The sequence below is a fragment of the Methylobacterium sp. WL120 genome (assembly GCF_008039465.1).
GTDB classification, from domain to species: Bacteria; Pseudomonadota; Alphaproteobacteria; order Rhizobiales; family Beijerinckiaceae; genus Methylobacterium; species Methylobacterium cerastii.
On the sequence record NZ_VRUT01000079.1, the window covers coordinates 1 to 22,920 of the forward strand.

20 protein-coding genes and 2 pseudogenes are annotated in these 22,920 nt (G+C 66.7%); 8 read left to right on the top strand and 14 right to left on the bottom strand.

Annotated features, from left to right (window positions below):
• Nucleotides 1-64: 64 nt before the first annotated feature.
• The 7 genes and pseudogenes from FV229_RS15485 to mscL form a co-directional block, all read left to right on the top strand.
• Nucleotides 65-271: pseudogene (locus FV229_RS15485) on the top strand (LysM peptidoglycan-binding domain-containing protein); the annotation flags it as partial.
• A gap of 144 nt (nt 272-415) precedes the next feature.
• Complete coding sequence (locus tag FV229_RS15490; RefSeq protein WP_147752834.1) at nt 416-2,326, top strand: ABC transporter ATP-binding protein/permease; 1,911 nt, start codon at nt 416-418, stop codon at nt 2,324-2,326.
• A gap of 143 nt (nt 2,327-2,469) precedes the next feature.
• Nucleotides 2,470-3,189, top strand: coding sequence for a hypothetical protein (locus FV229_RS15495; protein ID WP_187275166.1), 720 nt, complete (start codon nt 2,470-2,472; stop codon nt 3,187-3,189).
• A gap of 80 nt (nt 3,190-3,269) precedes the next feature.
• Nucleotides 3,270-4,460, top strand: a complete 1,191-nt coding sequence (locus FV229_RS15500; protein ID WP_147752836.1) for a hypothetical protein — start codon at nt 3,270-3,272, stop codon at nt 4,458-4,460.
• 927 nt (nt 4,461-5,387) lie between these two features.
• Entirely contained in the window at nt 5,388-6,098 is a 711-nt protein-coding gene (locus FV229_RS15510) for a phosphatidylserine decarboxylase (protein WP_147752838.1), read from the top strand.
• A 73-nt stretch (nt 6,099-6,171) separates the two neighbouring features.
• A complete protein-coding gene (gene pssA / locus FV229_RS15515) occupies nt 6,172-7,008 on the top strand; it encodes a CDP-diacylglycerol--serine O-phosphatidyltransferase (protein WP_147752839.1) in 837 nt (278 codons plus the stop codon).
• An 83-nt stretch (nt 7,009-7,091) separates the two neighbouring features.
• On the top strand, nt 7,092-7,520 hold the full coding sequence (gene mscL, locus FV229_RS15520; protein ID WP_147752840.1) for a large conductance mechanosensitive channel protein MscL: 429 nt from the start codon (nt 7,092-7,094) through the stop codon (nt 7,518-7,520).
• Nucleotides 7,521-7,535: 15 nt separating this feature from the next.
• Here mscL and FV229_RS15525 read toward each other — a convergent pair whose 3' ends face one another.
• The 14 genes from FV229_RS15525 to FV229_RS15590 all read right to left on the bottom strand — a co-directional run bounded on the left by FV229_RS15525 (nt 7,536) and on the right by FV229_RS15590 (nt 21,704).
• The gene (locus FV229_RS15525; RefSeq protein ID WP_147752841.1) at nt 7,536-7,811 is read right to left on the bottom strand and encodes a hypothetical protein; all 276 of its coding nucleotides are present in this window, start codon (nt 7,809-7,811) and stop codon (nt 7,536-7,538) included.
• A gap of 134 nt (nt 7,812-7,945) precedes the next feature.
• Nucleotides 7,946-8,359: a DUF1236 domain-containing protein gene (locus tag FV229_RS15530; RefSeq protein ID WP_147752842.1), complete on the bottom strand. Its 414-nt coding sequence runs from the start codon at nt 8,357-8,359 to the stop codon at nt 7,946-7,948.
• Nucleotides 8,360-8,477: 118 nt separating this feature from the next.
• On the bottom strand, nt 8,478-9,221 hold the full coding sequence (locus FV229_RS15535) for a NepR family anti-sigma factor (RefSeq protein WP_147752843.1): 744 nt from the start codon (nt 9,219-9,221) through the stop codon (nt 8,478-8,480).
• 168 nt (nt 9,222-9,389) lie between these two features.
• Complete coding sequence (locus FV229_RS15540; RefSeq protein WP_147752844.1) at nt 9,390-10,208, bottom strand: class II glutamine amidotransferase; 819 nt, start codon at nt 10,206-10,208, stop codon at nt 9,390-9,392.
• 115 nt (nt 10,209-10,323) lie between these two features.
• Nucleotides 10,324-10,635, bottom strand: a complete 312-nt coding sequence (locus FV229_RS15545) for an oxidase (RefSeq protein ID WP_147752845.1) — start codon at nt 10,633-10,635, stop codon at nt 10,324-10,326.
• A 4-nt stretch (nt 10,636-10,639) separates the two neighbouring features.
• Nucleotides 10,640-11,299 carry a cytochrome c oxidase subunit 3 gene (locus FV229_RS15550; protein WP_147752846.1) on the bottom strand — a complete coding sequence of 220 codons (660 nt, stop codon included), beginning with the start codon at nt 11,297-11,299 and terminating at the stop codon, nt 10,640-10,642.
• Nucleotides 11,296-12,975: a cbb3-type cytochrome c oxidase subunit I gene (locus tag FV229_RS15555; protein WP_147752847.1), complete on the bottom strand. Its 1,680-nt coding sequence runs from the start codon at nt 12,973-12,975 to the stop codon at nt 11,296-11,298. The genes FV229_RS15550 and FV229_RS15555 overlap by 4 nt, the downstream gene beginning before the upstream one ends.
• Complete coding sequence (coxB, locus tag FV229_RS15560; protein ID WP_147752848.1) at nt 12,972-13,949, bottom strand: cytochrome c oxidase subunit II; 978 nt, start codon at nt 13,947-13,949, stop codon at nt 12,972-12,974. Before coxB ends, FV229_RS15555 begins: the two co-directional genes overlap by 4 nt.
• A gap of 4 nt (nt 13,950-13,953) precedes the next feature.
• The gene (locus FV229_RS15565; RefSeq protein ID WP_147752849.1) at nt 13,954-14,430 is read right to left on the bottom strand and encodes a hypothetical protein; all 477 of its coding nucleotides are present in this window, start codon (nt 14,428-14,430) and stop codon (nt 13,954-13,956) included.
• Nucleotides 14,427-15,512 (bottom strand): hypothetical protein, encoded by a 1,086-nt coding sequence (locus FV229_RS15570; RefSeq protein ID WP_147752850.1) that lies wholly within the window; start codon nt 15,510-15,512, stop codon nt 14,427-14,429. Before FV229_RS15570 ends, FV229_RS15565 begins: the two co-directional genes overlap by 4 nt.
• Nucleotides 15,509-16,036, bottom strand: coding sequence for a cytochrome c (locus FV229_RS15575; protein ID WP_147752851.1), 528 nt, complete (start codon nt 16,034-16,036; stop codon nt 15,509-15,511). Before FV229_RS15575 ends, FV229_RS15570 begins: the two co-directional genes overlap by 4 nt.
• A complete protein-coding gene (locus FV229_RS15580) occupies nt 16,033-18,081 on the bottom strand; it encodes a quinol:electron acceptor oxidoreductase subunit ActD (protein WP_147752852.1) in 2,049 nt (682 codons plus the stop codon). Before FV229_RS15580 ends, FV229_RS15575 begins: the two co-directional genes overlap by 4 nt.
• A 4-nt stretch (nt 18,082-18,085) precedes the next feature.
• A complete protein-coding gene (locus tag FV229_RS15585; protein WP_147752853.1) occupies nt 18,086-21,028 on the bottom strand; it encodes a TAT-variant-translocated molybdopterin oxidoreductase in 2,943 nt (980 codons plus the stop codon).
• A gap of 16 nt (nt 21,029-21,044) precedes the next feature.
• Nucleotides 21,045-21,704, bottom strand: a complete 660-nt coding sequence (locus tag FV229_RS15590; protein WP_147752854.1) for a cytochrome c3 family protein — start codon at nt 21,702-21,704, stop codon at nt 21,045-21,047.
• 352 nt (nt 21,705-22,056) lie between these two features.
• Here FV229_RS15590 and FV229_RS15595 point away from each other — a divergent pair.
• Nucleotides 22,057-22,920 (top strand): annotated as a pseudogene (locus tag FV229_RS15595) (ABC transporter ATP-binding protein); the annotation flags it as partial.

Below are 22,920 nucleotides of genomic sequence, written 5' to 3' on the forward strand. Positions count from 1 at the left end.
ATGATCTTGGCCGTGTTCACTTCGGCGACGAACACGCCCGCCACGGCCCGACGCCGCGGCGGGCGTGTTCGTCGCCGAAGTGAACACGGCCAAGATCATCCGCGGCGACAGCCTGTGGCAGATCAGCCGCCGCACCTACGGCGCCGGCGACCGCTACACGGTGATCTACGACGCCAACCAGCAGCAGATCCGCAACCCGGACCTGATCTACCCCGGCCAGATCTTCGTGCTGCCGGGCGAGGGCAAGGACAAGGCCGGCAAGAACGGCTGAGGGTCCGCCGCGCTTCCCCTTCCCCCAGAGAGGGGGAGGGAAGGGCGCGATCCATCCACGCCGCCCCGCCCCGCGGTCGCGGCGGGTGTGCCGGACGGGTCGCGGGGCTATATGGCGGGCGACGCACCTCCCGGACCCTTTCGTATGAAACCCACCCCCGAGCCGGCGCCCGAAGCGCGCCCGGGCCTCGTCGCCACCTATCGCCGGCTGTGGCCCTACCTGTGGCCCTACGGCCGGCCGGACCTGCAGCGGCGGGTCTTCCTGGCGTTCGGGCTGCTGCTGGTGGCCAAGCTCGTGACGATGGTCACGCCCTTCACCTTCAAGTGGATCACCGACGCGCTGGTGGCCGCGGTCGGCGGCAAGGAGGGCACGCTCCCCACCGGTATCTTCGCGGCGCCGATGGCGTTGATCGCGATCTACGGCGCCTCGCGCATCCTGATGGCGGGACTGACGCAGGCGCGCGACGGGCTGTTCGCCAAGGTGGCGATGCACGCGGTGCGGCGCCTGGCGCTGAAGACCTTCCAGCACATGCACCAGCTCTCCTTGCGCTTCCACCTCGAGCGCAAGACCGGCGGGCTGACGCGGGTGCTGGAGCGCGGGCGCTCGGGCATCGAGGAGCTGTCGCGCCTGATGGTTCTGACGCTGGTGCCGACCATCGTCGAGTTCGCGCTGGTGCTCGGCGTGCTGGCCTACGAGTTCGACTGGACCTACTCGGCCGTCGTGTTCGTGATGGTCGGGGCCTATCTCGGCTTCACCTACAAGGCGACCGAGTGGCGGATCGCGATCCGCCGCCGCATGAACGAGTCCGACACCGACGCCAACAGCAAGTCGGTCGACTCGCTCCTGAACTACGAGACCGTGAAGTATTTCGGCGCGGAGACCCGCGAGACCCAGCGCTTCGACGGCGCGATGGCGAAGTACGAAAAGGCCTCGACGCAGACCTACGTGTCGCTGGCCGTGCTCAACGCCGGCCAGGCGCTGATCTTCACCCTCGGCATGACCGCGGTGATGTGGCTCGCCGCCCGCGACATCCTGGCCGGGCGCACCACCATCGGCGGGTTCGTGCTGGCCAACACCATGCTGGTCCAGCTTTCGATGCCGCTGAACTTCATGGGCATGATCTACCGCGAGATCAAACAGGCGCTCATCGACATCGACGAGATGTTCCGCATCCTCCACCGCAACCCGGAGATCGCGGACCGTCCGAACGCGCCGGCCCTCGTCCCCGGCCCGGCCGAACTCCGCTTCGAGGACGTGCACTTCGCCTACAACCCGGACCGGCCGATCCTGCGCGGCGTCTCCTTCGCGGTGCCGTCGGGCAAGACGGTGGCGATCGTCGGCCCCTCGGGCGCCGGCAAGTCGACGCTCTCGCGCCTGCTGTTCCGGTTCTACGAGCCGCAAGCCGGCCGCATCGTCATCGACGGGCAGGACATCGCTGCCATCCGCCAGGACAGCTTGCGCGCGGCGATCGGGATGGTGCCGCAGGACACGGTGCTGTTCAACGACACGATCGGCTACAACATCCGCTACGGCCGCTGGGAGGCCACCGAGGCCGAGGTGCGCGAGGCGGCGCGGCTCGCCCAGATCGACCGCTTCATCGAATCCCTGCCGGAGGGCTACGACACCCCCGTCGGCGAGCGCGGCCTAAAACTGTCGGGCGGCGAGAAGCAGCGCGTCGCGATCGCCCGCACCATCCTGAAGGGGCCGCCGATCCTCGTCCTCGACGAGGCGACCTCGGCCCTCGACAGCTTCACCGAATCGCAGATCCAGGACGCGCTGGACCGCATCGCCCGCGGCCGCACCACCCTCGTCATCGCCCACCGCCTCTCGACGGTGGTCGACGCCGACCAGATCCTGGTGCTCGACAAGGGCGTCATCGTTGAGCGCGGCACCCATGCCGCGCTGCTCGACCAGGATGGGGTCTACGCCGCGCTCTGGAACCGCCAGCGCGAGGCGGATGCCGCGCGGGCGGCGTTGCGCCGGGCTGAGGAGGAGGCCGAGCGGGAGCGGACTGAGGAGCGAGGGGTTCGGGGGGAGGTGGTAGCGGCGGAGTAGGTTACTTACTATCTTTTCCCGGCGGCTTTATAAATCTAAAAGCCTCGGCAACGTGCCCTTACTCGTTGTGTGCATAAGTCTTTGATGTGATCAAAATTTATAAAATAATATCTATAATAATAACTTTGTCCTAGCGAGGAATTATGCCACGTAGTCTGAATGCGAAAAGCGGCAGAGGACCGAACGACCAATTTGCTAAATTCGTATCTTCACTACCGAGAGCCGATAAGATATTGGGATTGACGCATATAACCAGTAGTTATGCCCTGAGAGATGTTGTAAATAGCGGTAAAATTCAAGCCCTAGAGCCCTGCAAAGTGTTAGGCGAGGATGTCATATATGCATTCTACGGGCGAGCCGCATTCCGATCTTCACACGATATTATACCAACGGCACTATCAAGTCTTTTCCCATCTGTATTGATACTTGATCCAGCCTCGATACCTCCTCCTAAATACGTATTTGGATTCGATAGTGGCGCTTTTATGAATGGAGCGCTTGACCAATATTTGCATCCATACATGCCATTATTCGATTTTTTGCTTGCTCCAGATTTAATATCTGTTGCTAAATTGATTAAGGCAGTGTTTTTAAATAACGAAGATTTTTTCAACAATATTCCATCGCCAAGCTTCACCGTGCCAGCCGCAAATTTCGAGGCAGAGTCGTATAAATCTATCATCTCGAGTGGGGGACAAGGAAACGTCCGACTTGATGATCGAATTTCAACTCCTGAAATAATTTTCTCTGATCCTATTGATCTAAGGCGTTCTGTGCGCGCCGCTGTTCTACCTGACAGCATAGCTGCGGAGCCGACGATCGGTGGAGTTCTTAGATCTTATGGCATTACCGTGGTTGATTAGCCGTGGGTGAGCTGTAGTAGGCCTGCGGAAAATCATTTTCTTGTTAGAGCCCTTGTGAAAAATCTCTACAAGGATCTTGGGTGGCTATAAAATTGAATCTTAGGCAATCAAATGGAAGCTTTGAATCGCATTCGATTGCTGTAGCCTTTATTGGCTTGCCGCATAGGATGTATCCTGGCTTTGCCATACCACTAGTTCGGCTTAGCCGATCTAGTAACACATTGTATACTCCGCTAATAAACGAAGAGCGGAGGATTTACGACTTTTTACCTTATGAAGATGATATAAAAACTGTTGAGCTTGAACACAAATATATTTTTGAAATTGGATCTGAAGAAATATTCGGTGTCATAGATCACATCGGCAGACCGTTTGTTGGAACTCAGAAGGAATTGAAGAAAGATATCAAAGGATTCTTAGATAATATAAGCGAACCCCTGACTAAGATGATTTTTGCTGATTTTTGCAATAACAGTGTTGAGCTATTGGCGGCAGGTAAAGAGTGCGTCGATAGTAGGGCCCGAAATGTTGGATTCGAAAAGGCTCTAGTTTGGTTTGTATGGATATTTCTTATTCCAAGACTCTCACAAGCTATCGTCGGAGCCGCGGAATTTCAAACGCTTCTCACGGCCGACGAGATTTATGAAAAGTTAAACATGGTCAGTGTCGAGATAAACGCTGAATCAATCATTGTTACGCTGCCGGCTTTTTTTGATAATGTTTATAAAAACTTATCAAAATCATCCACGGCCGAAATTCGAAGGGCAGAGCTTTTATGTCGAAGAATAGTTGAAAGACCAATTCTACTGAAAGCTAGGAAATTAGATTTCAATCGTGGCGGTGCTCAAGACGCTATTTTGGCAAGTGCCGCCTCAGAATTAGCAGGGAAAATAAAAAATTTAAGAACTCAAGAAGATAGACTGGCGGCAATTCTGTACGCGTTGGTAGAGCGCCCGCAGATATCCGGAAAATTTTTCCAGGTCTATCGAGATCGAGGATCTTATGTAAATGAAATATTGAAGATGGTTCAAATTTTTGGAGTATTTAAGGACATGGATTCTAGAATTTCTTCAAAATATATTGCTAAAATGATGCCAAAGATTTTTAGATCTGCATTTCCTCATCAGCGAGGAAAAGTACTAGCTTCATTGTCTAAAGTATTTGCAAATAATGAATCGATTTCATACGCTATTTCCGTTCAAATTGATAAAACAAGACAAAAAGATGTCTTGCTTTTAGCGGGACAAATTCGTAATAATTTGAAGCTTTGAATGTAATGATAGATTGATTACCCGTAATCTCGCCGCGGGAGCTGTGGCAGGGTAAAATTCTATCTTATTGACAAAATTCCTACAACCTGCCTATAACCCCATCACGCGCTGCACGGCGCCGGGGCTGCGTTTCGTCCCGGTGCCGCCGTCAGGAGCCGGCCCGGTGATCGACGGGGCGGTCGGCAGCGTGGCGGCTCCCGGGTCGTCGGTCGGTCAGCCGGCGGCGCGGGCATCGTGGGGCAGGGACACAGAGCGGCGGGTTCACCCGCGTGCCGTGGCCCGGAGTGACCGGACCCGCATCGCGGGGCTGGGCTCGTGCTCGCGCGGGAAGGCTTAGGCGCGACCGACCGCTCACGCGGACGCGGAAGCGTGACAGGCGTTCGAGGTTTTGGCCTCCTGCCCCGCGTTGTGTGGCTACGATCGAACCAGCCGCGACGCCAAATCGGCGCCGACGCCCGCGTTCCGGGCCCGGCACCGCGGGACGCCGGGGAACCGGCTAATCGCGCATCATCACAGGGTTCCGTGGCGTCCCGCGTCTCCTGTTTCGTGATGTTCGGGTCATGCCGCCGGCGGACTTTTGTTCGCGTGGGGTGGTTTTGGCGTGTCCGGGGGGGCGCGCATCCCCTCGCCCCGCCTGCGGGGAGAGGGCCTTGACGACCGCGTCGTCGGCAAAGCGAGGCGGCAGCCGCGGGTGAGGGGGCGCGAACGGACGAGCCTCCTCCGGTCGCGCCCCCTCACCGTCGCTTCGGCTTCGCCTTCGCTTCCCGGCCGCACGACGGGGTGCAGCCGGGCCTCTCCCCGCACGCGGGGAGAGGGGGGGCGTCCGATCCGTTGCACCGCGCGACGGCGCGCGAGGTTGACCTTCGCGCCCCGGGCTGCCATCGCGCGGGTCAAAATCCCGTTTGGCCCCGCCCGTCGAAAGACCGCATGAACGACCTTCTCCTGACGATCCGCCGGACGCTCGTCCCGATCCACAAGGAGGGCTACCCCTTCATCGTGATCGGGATCGTGCTCACGGTGCTGGCCGGCACTTTCTCGCAGTTCTTCGGCTGGGTGTTCCTGATCCTCACCCTGTGGGTGTGCTACTTCTTCCGCGACCCCGAGCGGGTGACGCCGGTGGCCGACGGCCTCGTGGTGTCGCCGGCCGACGGGCGCGTGAACCTGATCTCCACCGTGCTGCCGCCGCCCGAGCTCGACCTGCCGCCGGTGCCGATGACCCGCGTCTCGGTGTTCATGAACGTGTTCGACTGCCACGTGAACCGCGTGCCGGTGACGGGCAGGATCGGCCAGATCCACTACACGCCGGGGCTGTTCCTCAACGCCGAGCTCGACAAGGCGAGCGAGGACAACGAGCGCAACGGGATGGTGATGGAGACCCTGCACGGCGGCGAGCCGGTGCGGGTCGGCGTGGTGCAGATCGCGGGCCTGGTGGCGCGGCGCATCGTCGGCTTCGTCTCGGCCGGCGACCAGCTCTCGGTGGGCGAGCGCTTCGGGCTGATCCGGTTCGGGTCGCGGGTGGACGTGTACCTCCCCGTCGGCACCCGCGTGCTGGTGGGCCTCGGCCAGAAGGCGGTGGCCGGCGAGACCGTGCTCGCCGACCTCGGCGGCGGCCCCGAGCGCAGCTTCCGGCGCATCTGACTTACTCGTGCCGTCGCATTTTCTTCACGCGAACCGGCTTCCACTTCGCTCGAAAATGCTCTCAGGAGGGGCGATGGACGATCTCTTCCCGCCCTTCGAGCCGGACGCGAACGAGCCGCGGCCGCGCCGGTTCAAGCCGGTGCCGTTCCGGATGATCGCGCCCAACATGATCACCCTGATGGCGCTCTGCCTCGGGCTGACGGCGATCCGGCTGGCCTTCGAGGGCAAGTTCGAGCCGGCGGTGATCGCGATCATCGCGGCCGCCGTGCTCGACGGCATCGACGGGCGCGTGGCGCGGCTGCTGAAGGGCACCTCGCGCTTCGGGGCGGAACTCGATTCGCTGGCCGACTTCGTCAACTTCGGCTGCGCCCCGGCGCTGATCCTCTACGGCTTCGCGCTCCACAACCTGAAATCGCTCGGCTGGATCGTGGCCCTGATCTTCGCCATCGCCATGGCGCTCCGGCTCGCCCGCTTCAACGCGATGCTCGACGACCCGAACCGCCCGGAATGGAAGAAGGACTACTTCGTCGGCATGCCGGCCCCGGCCGGCGCGATGACGGCGATGCTGCCGCTCTACCTGCACTTCCTCGGCTTCGGCTTCGAGGCCTGGGCGGCGCCCGCGATCCTGGTCTACGTGCTCGGCATCGCGCTGCTGGTGGTTTCCACCGTGCCGACCTTCTCCGGCAAGACCATGGGCAAGCGCGTGCCCCGCGGGCTGGTGCTCCCGATCTTCCTGGCGGGCGTCGCCGCCTTCGGACTGCTGATCTCGTTCCCGTTCGAATCGCTGGTGGCGATCAGCGCCGCCTACATCGTCGGCCTGCCGGTGGGCGCGGCGCAGTACCGCCGCCGGTCACGCCTCGAGCCGCAGACGCGCCCCGAGACGAGCGAAGACCCCGCTTCCGCGATCTGAGCGGTGGACAATATTCCTTTCGCCTTGAAGCCGGCGCGCAACTTGCGATAGGTTTCGCCCGCTGAAACGTGAGGGGGGCCGCCGTGCTCGAAGAGTTCAAGAAGTTCGCGCTGCGCGGCAACGTGGTCGACCTCGCCGTCGGCGTGATCATCGGCGCCGCCTTCGGGGCGATCGTGACCTCGGCGGTGCAGGACGTGTTCATGCCGATGATCGGCGCGATCACCGGCGGCCTCGACTTCTCGAACTACTACCTGCCGCTTTCCGCGAAGGTGCAGGCCGGCGCGGCCTATGCCGAGGCGAAGAAGCAGGGCGCGGTGATCGGCTACGGCCAGTTCATCACCGTGGCGATCAACTTCATGATCGTCGCCTTCGTGCTGTTCCTGGTCATCCGCGCGATGAACAAGCTCCAGACCAAGGAAGAGGCCAAGCCCGAGGCGATCGCCGAAGTGCCGGCGGACGTGAAGATCCTGGGCGAGATCCGCGACCTGCTGGCGACGCGCCCCAAGGTTTGAGCGCGGAGGCGGTGTTCAGGCCGCCGGCTTGTCGTCCTCGGGGGTGACGCCGAACGCGTCGAGGATGCGGTCGAGGGCGTGCTCGACGGCGCCGGTGCCTTCCTCGTGGGTCTTCAGCCGGGTCTCGAGGCGCTGCAGCTGCGGCGCGAAGGTCTCATCGGGGGCAGGGTCGTCACCGAGGAAGCGCGGCTTCTCCTGGCCCACCGTCAGCATCGAGCGGAGCTGCTGGCCGAGGTGGTCGCGGACCGGTTCCGGCAGGCCGGCCTTCGCGTCGATGGCGTCGTCGTCCATGGTTTCAGAATTCCCGTTCGCCGTCAGAACCCTAACGGGCGATGCGGCAAAGCGTTGCACGGCCGCGTACCAACGAAAAGGCCCCCGAGGCGTATCGCCCCGGAGCCCTCTCGGTTTCGTGGAGGCTGAAAAAGTTAGTCGATCACTTCGACGATGCGGTGGCCGCGATCGACCAGAACCGGGCGGTTGTTGATCACGGTGTAGCGGGTGCCGGCCTGGACGCGGTACTCGTCGGGCACGTCGTAATAGGTCACGCCGTCGCCCGGCAGGGTGGTGCCGACCGCGACGCGGCCGTCGTAATCGTAGGAGCGCACGTTGCGCTCGCGGACGTAGCTGCGGAAGCGCGGCTGCATGTCGACGCCGAGGATGCCGCCGACCGTGCCGGTCGCCGCGCCCACCGCGCCGCCGACGATCCCGCCGATCGGGCCGCCGATGTCGGAGCCGGTCTCGGCGCCGCGCTCGGCCCCGCGAATGGTGCCCTGGGCCTGCGCGGCGAGCGGCAGGGCGAGGACGAGGGCCGAGGCGGCCAGGATGGTCTTGAACTGCATGGTAAAACTCCGTGTTCCGATGCCCGCCGCGCCGTTCGACGCTGGGCGAGTCTCGGGCCGGTAACGCACGACCCCCGGAAACGGATGCGTCAAAAAGGACCGGTTCTCACGCGCCTTTTTAAGCGTCCTTGGGCATCGCCGACTGGATGAACCGGTCGGAGCCGAGGTCTTCCTCGTCGTAGCCCAACAGTTCGGCGAGCCGCCCGCGGGCCCGGCTGACGCGGCTCTTCACGGTGCCGACCTTGCAACCCATGATCGTCGCCGCCTCCTCGTAGGAGACGCCCTCGGCGCCCACCAGAACCAGCGCCTCGCGCTGGTCGGGCGGGAGCTTGGCGAGCGCCGTCTGCAGATCCTCGACGTCGAGGCGGTCGCCCTGGTGCGGGGCCGTGGCCAGCCGCGCGGCGTAGGAGCCATCCTGATCCTCGACCTCGCGGACGCGCTTGCGGTGATCCGAGTAGAAGATGTTGCGCAGGATCGTGAACAGCCAAGCGTTCAGGTTGGTGCCGGGCTGGAAGCGGGCGCGGTGCTGCCAGCCCTTCATCAGCGTATCCTGCACGAGGTCGTCCGAGCGCGCCGGGTTCGAGGTCAGCGACAGCGCGAAGGCACGCAGCGACGGGACGGCGGCGAGCAGGCCGTTGCGGAATTCCGGCTCGATCGCTTCGCCGCGGGCCTTGAGCGCCGCCTCGAGCTTCGCGATAAGCTCGGCGAAGCGGCTCGGCAGCTCGGTTTGGCCCAGCGTGTCGTAGGCGCTGCGCAGGTGGTCGCCGAGATGCGAGCGGATGGTGTGCGACAGGTTGGGCCGCGCATCCTTGCCGCCGTCTTCAGACTGGCTCGGAAGAGTGTCGGTCTCGTCGCGGGTCATGATGAGTCGCAATCTACGGTCTTAAAGCGGGCTCGCGGGCGGTCCGGACCCGCGAGGCGGGACGTTCGCGGCTCGCGCCAGCGCCGCTCCGGTCATGGTGTGTTTAACCTATCGCAGCCCCGCTTGCACCTTCGCGGACCGTCACATCCGAGTGCATCGGACCTTGCCTCAACAGGGCTTCGGGGCGACCACCACGGTGGCTGCGGCCGGCGCGCCGGGTTTCAGCAGCCGGATCGCGCCGTCGCGCAGGGTGATGACGTCGCCGCGCGCGAGGTCCGTCCAGCACTCGTCGCGGGTCAACGCCTGCGTCGCCACGACGGAGACCACGTCGCGCTCGGTGGTCTCCTGCGCGAAGTCCACGCGCCAGTCCTCGTCGATCAGCGTCGCGGTGCCGAACGGCGCCCGTCGGGTGAGGTAGCAGAGCCGCTTGCCGCAATGGGCGTAGAGGGTCCGGCTGTCGGACAGCAGCATGTTGAAGACGCCGAGCACGTGAAGCTCCGCACTGAGGTCGGCCACAGCGCGGTCGAGCAGGGCGGGCTTGGGCAGGGCGGAGAAGCGCGCCTGCAGGCGGCCCAGCATCCAGCAGAAGGCGTACTCGCTGTCGGTCGAGCCGATCGGCATGAACCCGCCGAGTGGCAGCTTCTTCACGCCCTTGAGCTGGCCGTTATGCGCGAAGGTCCAGCGCCGGCCCCAAAGCTCGCGCGAGAACGGATGGGTGTTCTCCAGGCTGACGCGGCCGCGGTTGGCCTTGCGCACGTGCCCGATGACGATGCGGCTCTTGATCTTGTAGTCGCGCAGCAGCCGCGCCAACTCGGATTTCGCGCTCGGCTCCGGCTCGTGGAAGCTGCGGCAGCCGCGCCCCTCGTAGAAGCTGATGCCCCAACCGTCCGCATGCGGACCGGTCTCGCCGCCGCGCCGCGCCAGAGCCGCGAACGAGAAGCGGATGTCGGTAGGCACGTTCGCGCTCATGCCGAGCAATTCGCACATCGTCTCGGAAACTTACCTGGTCGGGCGGGGCCTCGGCGCGGATCGTCCGCCGCCCGGAGGTCCGCTCCGGTTTAGGTGCGTTTGCCGCAGCGAACAACCGCGAACCGCGCTTGCGTCAGCGGCCGAGGTAATCCGTCAACGTCATGCCGACCATGATCGCGACCCAGAAGAAGCCGAGGCCCGAGAACAGCTTCACCAGCGGCGGCTCGTGGAGCACCTCCATCGAGACGAGGAGGACGACGAGCGCCATCGCGGCGACGACGACGAGCTCGAGCGCCCAGACCTGCTCGAACGGCAGGGTCGCGCCGAGCGTGACGTTGACTGCCAGCAGGCCCATCAGCGCCAGGAAGCTGAGGATGGGCTTGCGCAGTCGCGCCTTCAGCAGAGCGCGGTCGTCGTCCGAAATGGTCGCGAGCGGATTGCGCATCGGGCTACCGGTTGACGACGTATAGGATCGGGAAGGCCATGATCCAGATCAGGTCGATGAAGTGCCAGTATAGGCCGTAGATCTCGATCCAGTTCTGATGCCGCGACAGGAACCCGGCTTTGGACGCCATCCAGGTCATGCCGAGCAGCAAAGTGATGCCGGTGAGCAGGTGGAGCCCGTGCAGCAGCGTGGCGACGTAATACAGGTTCACGAACAGGCGTGACGCGGGCGAGGCGGCCAACTCGTAGGGGCGCGAGCCGAGGAACGGCATCATGTGCTCCGTATAGTCGGCGTAGTACTCGTAGCCCTTCAGCACGAGGAACAGGCTGCCCAAAGCCGCGGTCGCCAGCATCGCCCGCACCATCGCCCGCTGCCAGCCGAGCCGCGAGAACTCGATCGCCATCGACATGGTGAGGCTGGAGACGATCAGCACCACCGTGTTGACCGCACCGATCCAGAACTTGAGGTGGCGCGCCGCCTCTTGCGTCGCCTCCGGATGCTGGATCCGCACGATCAGCGCCACTAGGAACAGAGCCGCGAACAACAGCAACTCGGTGATCAGCCAAGCCCAGATCCCGAGCGTGGCGGCGTAGCGCTGCTGGGCCACGGTCTCGAAGTGGTGGGCGCGTTCGGTGCCGACGCCGTCGGCGAGCCGCGCGCTCATCGGTGCTGCGCCTTCGTTTCCTGCTCCTGGATCGGATAGTCGTAAGGCACCCGCGGCACCACGGGCGGCGACGTGAAATTCAGGGTGGGCGGCGGCGAGGCGGTCTCCCATTCGAGCCCCTTGGCGTCCCAGGGGTTCGCCGCCGCCTTTTTGCCGAACCACAAGGAATAGACGAGGTAGAGCATCGGGAAGATGTAGCCCGCAGCCAGGATCGTCGCCCCCGCCGAGGACAAGACGTTGAGCAACTGGAATTCCGGCGGGTAGGTCGCGTAGCGCCGCGGCATGCCGAGGTAGCCGAGGATGAATTGCGGGAAGAACGTGACGTTGAAGCCGAGGAAGATCAGCAGCGCCGAGATCCGCCCCCAGGCCTCGTTGTACATCCGGCCGGTGAACTTCGGCCACCAGAAGTGCAGCCCGCCGAGGAACGCCAACACCGTGCCGCCGACCATGATGTAGTGGAAGTGGGCGACCACGAAGTAGGTCGCGTGGATGTGCTGGTTGATCGCCAGCGTCGCCAGGTACAGGCCCGTAAGGCCGCCGAGCACGAAAAGGCCGATATAACCCATCGCGTAGAGCATCGGCGTGTCGAGGCGGAGCTTGCCTTTATGGATCGTCGCGGTCCAGTTGTAGACCTTCACCGCCGAGGGAACGGCGACCGCGAAGGAGAGCGCCGAGAACGCGAGCGAGGCCAGGTCGCTCTGCCCGTTGATGAACATGTGGTGGCCCCAGACGAAGAACGTCACCGAGGCGAGCCCGATCGCGGCGTAGGCGACGAAGCGGTAGCCGAAGAGCTTCTTCTGGGCGAAGGCCGGGACGATCTCCGAGATCACCCCCATGCCCGGCAGGACCATGATGTACACGGCCGGGTGCGAGTAGAACCAGAACAGGTGCTGGAACAGCACCGGGTCGCCGCCGAAGGCCGGATCGAACACCCCGATGTGGAAGGCGCGCTCCATGATCAGCAGGATCAGCGCCGTGGTGATGACCGGCGTCGCCAGCAGGAAGATCAGGCTGGTGGCGTAGTGGGTCCAGACGAAGATCGGCAGCTTGAACCACGTCATGCCGGGCGCCCGCATGGTGTGGATCGTGACGACGAAGTTCAGTCCCGTCAGGATCGACGAGAACCCGACGATCGTCACGCCGATCAGCGCGGGCAGGACCCAGCCGTTCGAGAAGGCGGTGGAGAGCGGCGCGTAGAAGGTCCAGCCGGTGTCGATGCCGCCGAGCACCACCGAGACCATGGTGAACAGCGCCCCCGTCATGAAGACGTACCAGCTGGTCAGGTTCAGCTTGGGGAAGGCGAGGTCCTTGGCACCGATCATCAACGGGATTAGGAAGTTGCCGAAGGTCGCCGGGATCGACGGGATCAGGAAGAACCACACCATCACCACGCCGTGGATGGTGAAGGCCTTGTTGTAGGTGTCGTTGGTCATCACCGCGCCGTTCGGCACGACCAGCGCCAGGCGCACCACGCCGGCGGCGACGGCGCCGACGATGAAGAAGGCGGTGATCGAGGCGAGATAGAGGATCGCGATGCGCTTGTGGTCGGTGGTGAGGAACCACGAGCGCAGGGTCGATTCCGCGTGCAGGTAGTCGGCGGGGCGATCGAGCGTCGCCTCCGGTGCGTGCGGCTCGCGGTTGGCGAGCCCGCTGTCGACGGTGCCCGATGCGCTCATCGCGTGGCCTCTCCGGACGCTTCGTCGCCCACGGTGCGGGTGTTCGATTTCAGGAAGTCGATCAGGCGGCCGAGGTCGTCTTCGGGGATCACGCCGGCGAAGCTCGGCATGATCTGCTTGTAGCCTTCGGCGAGCCGGTTGCCGTTGGGGTTGCGGATCTTCTCGCGAAGGTAGTCCTCGTCGGCCGTGACCGTGCGCCCGTCGGCGAGCCGCACGTCGCGTCCGTAGAGGCCGGCGAGCTTTGGCGCCTTCACGGTCGAGCCTTCGTTGTGGCAGGTGCCGCAGCCGTAGGCGTCGTAGATCGCCTTGCCGGCGGCGACCTTGGATTGCTGGGCGCCGGAATGCGTCAGCCATTCCTGGTAGTCGCCCTGGCTCAGGATCGTCAGGTTGCCGTCCATCGCCGAGTGGTCGGTGCCGCAATATTCCGAGCAGTAGAGGTGGAAGGTGCCGGGCTTGTCGGCCTTGAACCAGAGCTCGGTGTACCGGTCGGGCAAAGCCGCCATCTGCATCCGCAGCGCCGGCAGGTAGAGGGCGTGGATCACGTCCTGGCTGATGATCCGCAGCTTGACCGGCTGACCCATCGGCACGTGCAGGTCGTTGATCTCGGATTGTCCGGTGGGATGCTGGAACTTCCACATCCATTGCCGGCCGATCGCCTCGATCACCATCGCGTCCGGCGGTGGGTTCTTCGACATGACGAAGAGTCGCGCGCCCCAGACGAAGAAGATCAGCGTCAGCAGGAACGGGATCAGCATCCAGCTGATCTCGATCAGATTCGAGCGGATGCCGCTGGTGTCGCGGTTCGCCTCCTGCCCGTCGCGGTAGCGGATGGCGAACCACGTGATCGCCAGGAACACCGGCACGGTCAGCACCAGGGTGAGTACCGTGAAGGCGAGGATCAGGTAGTCGGTCTCGACCGCGACGGCGGAGGCCGCGGCCGGCCAAAGCTCGAGGGCTGCGTGCGTCGGCGTCATCGGTTCAAGGGTCCAGCGTTCGGCCGACCGTCAGGGCCATGGCCCGGTCGATCGGGATGCGCGCACGCTGGCGCGAGGCGTCGAGGAAGGCGTAGCCGTCGAGCCGCCGGTTCTCCGCCGCACGCTCGGCGTCGAGGTCGGCATAGGGGTCGGCCTGCAGGTTCGGCGGTGGCGGCACGAGCCGCGAGGTCTGCTGCGCCGTCAGCTTCGGCAGGGCTTGGCGCTGGTCCGCGGCCACGAAGGTCCTCAGCCACACCATCCCACCGATCACGACCAACGCGGTGACCATGAGCCCAGCCATCACCCGAGCGGTGTTGCCGACGTTGACGTCGGAAACCTCGTAGCCCGGCCCGCCGGAGGACTCGTCCTTCTCGGATGACTGCCGCGGCCTGGACGCGGCGGCTGGCCCGCGCAGACCCGACAGGCCGGCGATGATCGTCGAGACGAAGCCGTAGCGTCGTTGCGTCCGGTCGGTGCTCATGCGGCGGCGCTCCGGCGGCGTCGGGGCGAAGCGAGCGGCACCAAGCGTCGGACGAGCGGACGCAGCGCGAGGGCGAGGCACCCGACGGCCACCGCGGCGAAGACATCGCTCATGCGGATCACGAAGCGGTCGCGCAGGGCGGGCGTCACGAACCAGAACATCTCGACGGCGTGGAGCACGACCGTCAGGGCTGCGAGAACCCGCGTCGTCGGGCGTCCCGGGCGGAGCGTCGCCAACGCGCCGAGCAGCACCACGGCGCCGCCGAAGCCGGCGAAGGCGCGTCCGAGCCAGCCGCCGCGAGCGAAGTACCACATCACCTCCTGCGGCAGGTTCGCAGACCACACGATCAAGAACTGCACGAAGTGCAGGAAGGCCCACAGGCTCAGCAGGACGACGAGCGGCACCAGCCGGTCCTGCCCCGGGACCGCGCGTCCGCGTCCGATCGGAGCGGGCTCCTCGGGTGCCAGCAGGATCGCCGCCGCCAGCGCGAGCCCGCTCCAGGCCGTCAGCACGAGGAGGCCTTCGAGGCTGGAGCCGAGTCGATGATCGAGCGATCCGACCAGATCGGTGACGGCGAGGGTGCCGACGACCGCGTGCAGGGCGACGCTAGAAACCGTGCGTCCGTCGGCGCGATCCTCCGCCGGCACCACGAAGCGGGCGGCGAGCCAGACCCATGCTGCGAGGTACGCGACCACGCGCAGGGCGAAGAGCGGAACCGTGAACCAGACCGCCGCCAATGGCGTTTCCGGGGCGGCGTCGGTCCAGGGATAGATTCGTCCAACGCCGACCAGAATGGGAATGCCCAGGATGGCGGCGACCGGCATCAGCGCGACGAGCTGGCGCAGGGCCTTCGACAACTCGCCCTCGCCGTGGTCGTGCCGGCGCAAGCCGAAGCGCTCCAGCACGATGGCGATCGGAAGCGCGCCCACCGGCAGGGCGAGCAGCGCCAGCCAGGCCGCGAGGTAGGACGCCGCCGCCCCGCGCCACCCGGCGGTCAGCACGGTGAGGACCAACGCCCCGAGGCCGAGGAGCAGCGCGCCGACGGGGTTGCGGCCCGCGGCCGCGGCGTTCCGGGCGTTCATCGCGACGCCTCCAGCTTCGCCCGGTCCTCGGGCGGCAGGGCCGCCACGTCGGCATCCTGGCTGCGCTGCAGGGCGCGGACGTAGGCGACGATCGCCCAGCGATCCGCGGAGGGGATCATCTGGCCCATCCCGTACATCGCCCGGTGCCCCTGCGAGATCGCCCGGTAGAGGTCGTCCGCCGACGCCTGGCGCAGGCGTTCCGTGGTGAGCTGACCGGCCGAGGGGAAACCGCGCGCGACGATCATCCCGCGGCCGTCGCCGGAGGCGCCGTGGCAGGGCGTGCAGAAGATGCCGTAGCGCTCCCGACCGCGCGTCAACAGGCTCTCCGTGATGGTCGCCGGCTGGGGCGCCGCCTTGGCCGGATCGTTTCGCGGCACGGTGCCCGCCACCGGTTGCCGCATCGTCATCCCTTGCGGGAAGAAGTTGTTCTTGTCCCAGGTCCTGGCGCTGGGCTGCTCGGCCATGTTGGCTTCGCCGCAAGCCGCGAGCGGTGCGAGGGCGAGCAGGGCGAGGAGCCGTCTCATCGCGGCACCCGCCGGATGTCGAGGGGCCGTCCGGCCTCCGCGGGCAGCGCCGCGAGCTTGCGCACGATGCGGTCGGCATCGAAGCGTTCGCCCCGGGCTTCCGCGGAGAGGAAGTAGCGGTCGTCTGTCGCGCGCAGAAAGCCGGGAATGTTGAACGCCGGATGGTTGAGCCGCGGCAGGCGGTTCAGGATCAGCAAGGCGAGGTGGACGGCGATCGTCCCGCTCATCATCGCGAAGGACAGGCTCGGCACGACGAAGGACGGCCACGAGAAGCGCGGGCGCCCGCCGATCAGGAACACGTAGTCGTAGGCGGTCGCGTAGACGCACATGCCGTAGAAGGCGGCGCCGCCGGCGAGCGCGCCCAAGATCGCGTAGGCCCGGATCGAGCGGCCGGCGATGCCGAGCGTCCGGACCACGCGCGGCATCGGCACCGGGCCGTGGGCGCTGAGGTGGACGTGCGACGTGTCGAGTCCGGACAACGCGCTTACCGCCGCCGCGAGGTCGGCTTCCGAGGCGAAGGCGGCGCTGACGCCCCAAAGCGGCGCGTCCTGCGCTTCGTCGCGCTCTTCGGCGAGCGGTCGCATCTCGGACTCTCGCACGGCCTTTCGCTCGGCCGCAGCCGCAGCCGCAGCCGCAGCCGGCGTCACGGCGAGCGCCAGGCGCCGGCTTTCGGTGATCGAGACCGCCGGCAGGTAGCGCAGGAACAGCAGCAGGAGGGTGAGGAACAGCCCGACGGACCCCGCGAAGGTGGCAACGCCCCAGATCGTCTCGCTGTAGGCGAGGCGCGACGAGGGGAGGAAATCCTGGGCCAGGGTCACCACGAGCACCATCACGTGGTCGGCGTAGGCGCCGACCGCGACGAGGAGGCCGATCGCGGCGACGGCGAGCGTCGACCGGCGCATGCGGGCCGACCAGAAGGCCTGGGCCGGGATCAGCAGGCAGGCCACGACGGTCCAGAACGCCCAGGCGTGCTCCCCCGTCATCCGCCGGACCAGCACGCCACGTTCACGCGCGTCGCCATGTAGGAACGTCGAGAAGAACTCGGTCGCGTAGCAGTAGAGGCTGGCGCATCCGAGGCACAGCATCAGCCGGGCGAGGATTTCGAGGTGGCGGTCCGAGATCAACCCGTCGAGGCGGTAGACCGAGCGTACGAGCACCACCACCGCGGCGGTGACGCCGACGCCCGAGAACACCGCGTTGACCAGGAAGGTCACCGGCAGGATCGTGTCGTGCCAGCCGGGCATCACAGAGCCCGCGAGCATCACCGAAGCACCGGTCTGCAACGAGACAACCAACAGGACGCCGAGCAGCGCGATCGTACGGTAGGCCTGGACCCAGAGCTGCCAATGCGCCGCCGACCCGCGCCATCCGGATGCGACGATCCCGTAGGCCCGCGCCTTCAGCAAAGCACGCTTCCGGGAACGGCCGTGCGCCTTCTCCTGAGCCAGCGCATCCTCGACGGCGCGGTCGCGCAGCGATGCGAGATCGGGCAGCAGCCCGATGTACCAGAGGCTCACGCAGACGACGAGGTAGGAGACGATGTCGATCGCGTCCCAAAGGAGCGGCGAGCGGAACTGCGGCCAGAGGTCGTAGGTGTTCGGGTAGGGCAGGTTCCAGAAGAAGAACCACGGCCGCCCGAGATGGATGATCGGGTAGAGCCCGGCGGCGCAGGTGCAGAGCAGGGCGACCGTCTCGGCGATCCGGTTGACGGCGCCGCGCCACTCCGCGCCGAGCAGCAGAAGCACCGCCGAGACGAGCAGGCTTCCGCTGGCGACACCGATCCACCAATCGTAGCTCGCGATGTCCAGCGCCCAGACGACGGCGTTGTTGTTGCCCCAGATGCCGACGCCGGTGAAGAGCAGGTAGGCGAGCACGCCGCCGAACAGCCCGAGCAGGGCGAGCGCGCCGGCGAAGGCGATCCACCAGCGCCGGTTCGACGGATGCGTCAGCGGCACTTCCGCCACCGCACGGCCGATGCCGTGCAGCGTCGCGTCCTGCGCGATCAGGCCGGCACCGGAGGGTGGCTGGAGGATGGCGCCGGACATGCCGTCAGCCCTCCCTGGCCGCGGGCGCGAGGCTCGCGAGGTAGGTCGTCCGCGGGCGCGTGTTCAGGTCGCCGAGCAGGGCGTAATTGCGTCCGTCGCCCCGCGCCTTGTTAACTTGGCTTTCCGGATCGGACAGGTTCCCGAAGGTGATGGCGCGGGTCGGACAGGCGCCCTGGCAGGCGGTCTCGACGGTTCCGTCGGGGATCGGCGCGTGCGCGTCCTTGGCCGAGTCGATGCGGGCGGCGGCGATGCGCTGGACGCAGTAGGTGCACTTCTCCATCACGCCGCGGGCGCGAACCGTCACGTCCGGGTTGCGCTGCTGCTGGGCCACCGCGGGCATGTCGCCGGTGTAGTCGAGGTAGTTGAAGCGGCGGACCTTGTACGGGCAGTAGCTCTGGCACGTCCGGGTGCCGACGCAGCGGTTGTAGACCTGCAGGTTGAGGCCCTCGCTGTCGTGCAGCGTCGCCTCGACCGGGCAGCCGACCTCGCACGGCGCGTTCTCGCAATGCATGCAGGGCACCGGCTGGAAATGCGTGTCCGGCGCATCGAGATCGCCCGCGTAGTAGCGGTCGACCCGCAGCCAGCCCATCCAGCGGCCGCGCTCGACCTCCTCGCGCCCGACGACCGGGATGTTGTTCTCGGATTGGCAGGCTGTGATGCAGGCGTTGCAGCCGATGCAGGCGTCGAGGTCGATCGCCATCGCCCAGGCTGCGGTGGCGCCGCGCCCCGCAGCGGCGGGCTTGGGATAGAACGAGGCCAGTTCGTAGGCCTTGGTGTCGCCGACCGGCTCCGCGCCCTGACGCTGGACGCGGACGAGGTCCATGCCCTCCATCGTGCCGAGATCCTGCGTCGTCGCGGGCAGCCGGCGGCGGCCGGTCTTCTCCAGCGTCGCGCCCGCCAGCAGCCACGGGTCCACCGCCGGTCGCAGAGCGTTGGCGTCGTAGCCGAGGCCCCGCGAGAGGTGGTCGGGCACGTCGCGGCCGTAGCCGAGCGAGAGGCTGACCGTGTTCTCGGCTTGGCCCGGCGTGATCCAGGCCGGCCCCTCGATCGCGCGTCCGTCCGCCGCGATCCGCACGATGTCGCCGTTGGCGAGGCCGCGCCGCTCGGCGAGCTTCGGGCTGATGCCGACGACGTTCTCCCAGACGATCTTGGTGAGCGGCTTCGGCAACTCCTGCAGCCAGCCGAGGTCGGCTAGCGTCCCGTCCCAGACCGTCGGGTCCGGGCGGAACACCACCTCGATGGCATCGTCGCTTGACGGCGCCACGGTTGGCGCCGGCCCCGAGGCGGTCAACGCCATCGTTTCCGGCTTCGCGGCGCTGTCGGGCAGGAAGCCGCTGCGCAGGGCGTCCTCGAAGCGTGCCTGGAACGCGGTGTCGTCCTCCGACTCGCCGCGCATCTGCCGCTTCAGCAGGTCGAGGCCGTTCGCGATCGTTCCACGATCGAGGAAGGCCAGCATCTCGTTCGCGGAGCGACCGTTGTAGAGCGGCGCGACCGTCGGCTGCACCAGGCTGACGGTGCCGTCGAGCGAGCGGGCGTCGCCCCAGGATTCGAGCGGATGCGCCAGCGGCAGGTGCCAGTCCGAATGGGCCGCGGTCTCGTCGTAGTAGAGCCCGGTGTGGATTTTGAGCGGCACGCGCTCCATCGCCTGCGCGAACCCCAGGGCGCCCGGCGCCTCGTAGACCGGGTTCACGCCGAGCACGATCAGGGTCTCGACCGAACCCTCCGCCATGGCCGTGCTGAGGTCGCGGAGCGCTCCGGCGCCGATCGCCTGGGCCGGCGCGGTATGGCGGACCGTCGTGCCGGCATTGCCCAGCGCGCCGTTCAGCCGGTGGACGAGCGCGTGCAGCTCCGGCGACCCGCACAGGCCCGCAGTGACGATGCCGGCGCCGCGGGCTTCGTTCAGCGCCGCGGAGGCACGCTTCAGCCAGGCTTCGGAGGCGCCGTCGGCGGACGACGCCGAACCGCCCTCAATGAGGCTCAGCAGGTCCCGCGCGAGCGCTTCCATGCGGGCTCCCGGGACCGCCACCGCGTAGTCGGCCTTGGCGCTCGTCAGGGTCGGCGTCGCCGCCGCGGCATGCAGGGTGAGGAGGTGTCCGGCCGCATAAGACGCCTTGCGCGCCTCGCTCCAGCGCCGCGACAGCCCGACCTGGCCGGGGCCGAGATCGAGGATGTCGCCGTCTAGCGCGACGATGGTCCGTGCGCTTGTAAAGTCGAGGAGCGTCTCGACCGGACGGCCGAAGGCGCGCTTGGCCCCGTCGTACAGGCTGTCGCGCGCGACGCCTGCGCTGACGTACCAGCGCATCGCCGGATAGGTCTCCCGCATCCGTGCGATCTCGGCCTGGAGCGACGGCGAGGTCACGGGACCGGTGAGGAGGGCGAGGCCTTCGCCGCCCTTGGCCTGCCAGACCGGCATCTGCGCGAGCATCGCGCCCTGGAACGCCGCCCAGGAACTCGGCCGCCCGATATGCTGGACGGCCTGCGAGCGGAACGGGTCGTAGAGGCCCAGCACCGAGGCCTGCGCCAGAATGTCGGTGCCGCCCCGACTCCAGGGATGGTCGGGGTTGCCCTCGATCTTCAGCGGCCGGCCGTTGCGGGTGGTGACGAGGATGCCGTTGGCGAACCCGTCGAACAGCGCCGACGAGGCGTAGCTCAAGGGGGCGCCGGGAACGATCCGCTCCGGCGCGTTGACGTAGGGCAGCTCGTTGTGGCGCCCGTCTCCGGAATCGCAGGCCGACAGGCCGGCGAGCGCGAAAGAGGCCGCCATCAGCTTCAGGAACCCGCGCCGCTCCGGCGCCGCTGCGAGCCGCGCGGCGGCCGGGAACTCGGCTTCGAGGTAGCTGCGGAACTCGGCGGTGTCGCCGACGGCGTCGAGGCTGCGCCAGAAGGCCGGCCCGTCGCCGGACGCGAGGCGGGCGCGGATCGCGCCGATGTCGTGGTGCCCGGTCATGTGCGGTCCGTCTCCATCAGCGATGACAGATCGCGCATTCGGTGAGGCGCTCACCTCCCTGAATGTGGTTCTTGGCGACGAGTTCCGGCCCGAGCGTCGCCTGGTTCGCGGGCGGCTTCCACGTCATGTTCCAGACCTGGTCCTGCGGGCGCACGTACTTCGCCGGGTCGCGGTGGCAATCGAGGCAGAACTGCATCTCGAAGGCGTTGGCGCGGTAGGTCATCTGCATGCTGGTGACGTCGCCGTGGCAGGTCGAGCAGCCGATCCCCTTCGTCACGTGCACGGAGTGGTTGTAGTAGACGTAGCTCGGCAGCTTGTTGAGGCGCACCCATTGCAGCGGCTCGTCGCGGGCGAAGCTGTCGCGCACCGGCTTGAGCATGTCCGACCCGGTCCAGATCTGCGAATGGCAGGTCATGCAGGTATGGGTCGGCGGGATGCCGGCGGTGGCCTGCGTCTCCACCGTGGTGTGACAGTAGCGGCAGTCGACCCCGAGCTCGCCTGAATGGTGCTTGTGGCTGAACGGCACCGGCTGGGCCGGCGCGATGCCGACGCCGGTGACGTAGTCCGATCGGACGATGCCCGCGGCGACGATCGGGATTCCGGCGAGGCACGCGACGCCGGTGAGCAGGGCGAGCCGATAGATCGCGTCGGCGCCGGGTGAGAACAGCTGCGCCATCAGCCCACGGCCCGCTCGGACCGGAACCGGTGGATGTCTTCGGTGGGTCGCGTCGCCAAGATGTCAGAACTCTGCGTTTCGATGCCCCCGAACCGCCGACGAAGCATGACCCGTTCCGCGGTGTCGATGCAATGCGACGCAGGTTCGCTCTTGCCCGATCGACGGTCGGCTCTATGGAAGAATTCCAAGCTGAACGACAGGGGGCGATTGGCCGCGTTCACCGGCTGAGCGGGTCGCGTGCGGTGGCGCGCTTTGCGCCGGCCCGAAGAGCGCCTATGCGCTCCGATGCGGCCTGCGATCAGGCGGTCGCTCGGGACAGCCGATGCGGACCCTTTCGACCACGTGAGCGGCCATGGAGCCTGATCCGATCGTCCTCGCCTGGCGTGCGGCGCGCGGGCGCCATGTCGCCGCGGTCGCGCTGGCGCTCGGCCTCGGCGGCCCGCTCTGCATCCTCGCGCTGCTCTGCCTGCGCGACCTCGTCCACACCCTCGGCCACGACGAGGCCACGGCTTTGGTGTTCCTGCGCGTCGCGATCCCCCGCGTCGCGGACGACCTCGTCCTGTTCCCGGGTTGGAGCCTGGCACCGCTCGACCTCGAGCGCGCCGCCTTCCTCGGCCTTTCGGCTTGCGCGATCGCGCTCGCAGGCCTCGGCTGGTTCGTCGCCATCCTGTCCTTCTCGGCGCAGGGACGCGCCGTCTTCCGCCTGCGGGAGGCCGCGACCGCGGCGATCCTCGAGGCGCCCCCGGGCGCCCGCGAGGAGGCGCGCGGCCTCGCCGGCCTCCTGGGGCAGACGCTCGGCCGGATCGACGGCCTGCTCGCCATCGGCATCCTCGTCCCGGCGATGGCGCTGGGCGCGATCCTCGTCGCCCTCGGCTTCGCGGCGCTCGCCGCGCCGCGCCTCGTCCCCGCCACGGCGGTGGGATTGTTCGCGGCGGCGCTGGCGCGCGAGCTGATCCTCCGCCGCTCGGCCGCGCGCGGCGCGCTCCGCCTGCGGTCGAGCGCGCTCGCCGAGCGGACGCTCGGGGACCTCGTACGGCGGATGCCGGCGGTGCGGATTCACGGCTCCGCGACCCTCGAGCGCGCCCGCATCGCCGAGAAGGCGGCGGCGGCCCGCGCGGCCCTGGCCCGGGCCGAGGCGAAGCTCGCCTACGCCCGCGCGCCTTCGCTCGCCCTGGCCATCATCCTGCCGGCGTTGGCGGCCGGCGCCGCCCTGTGG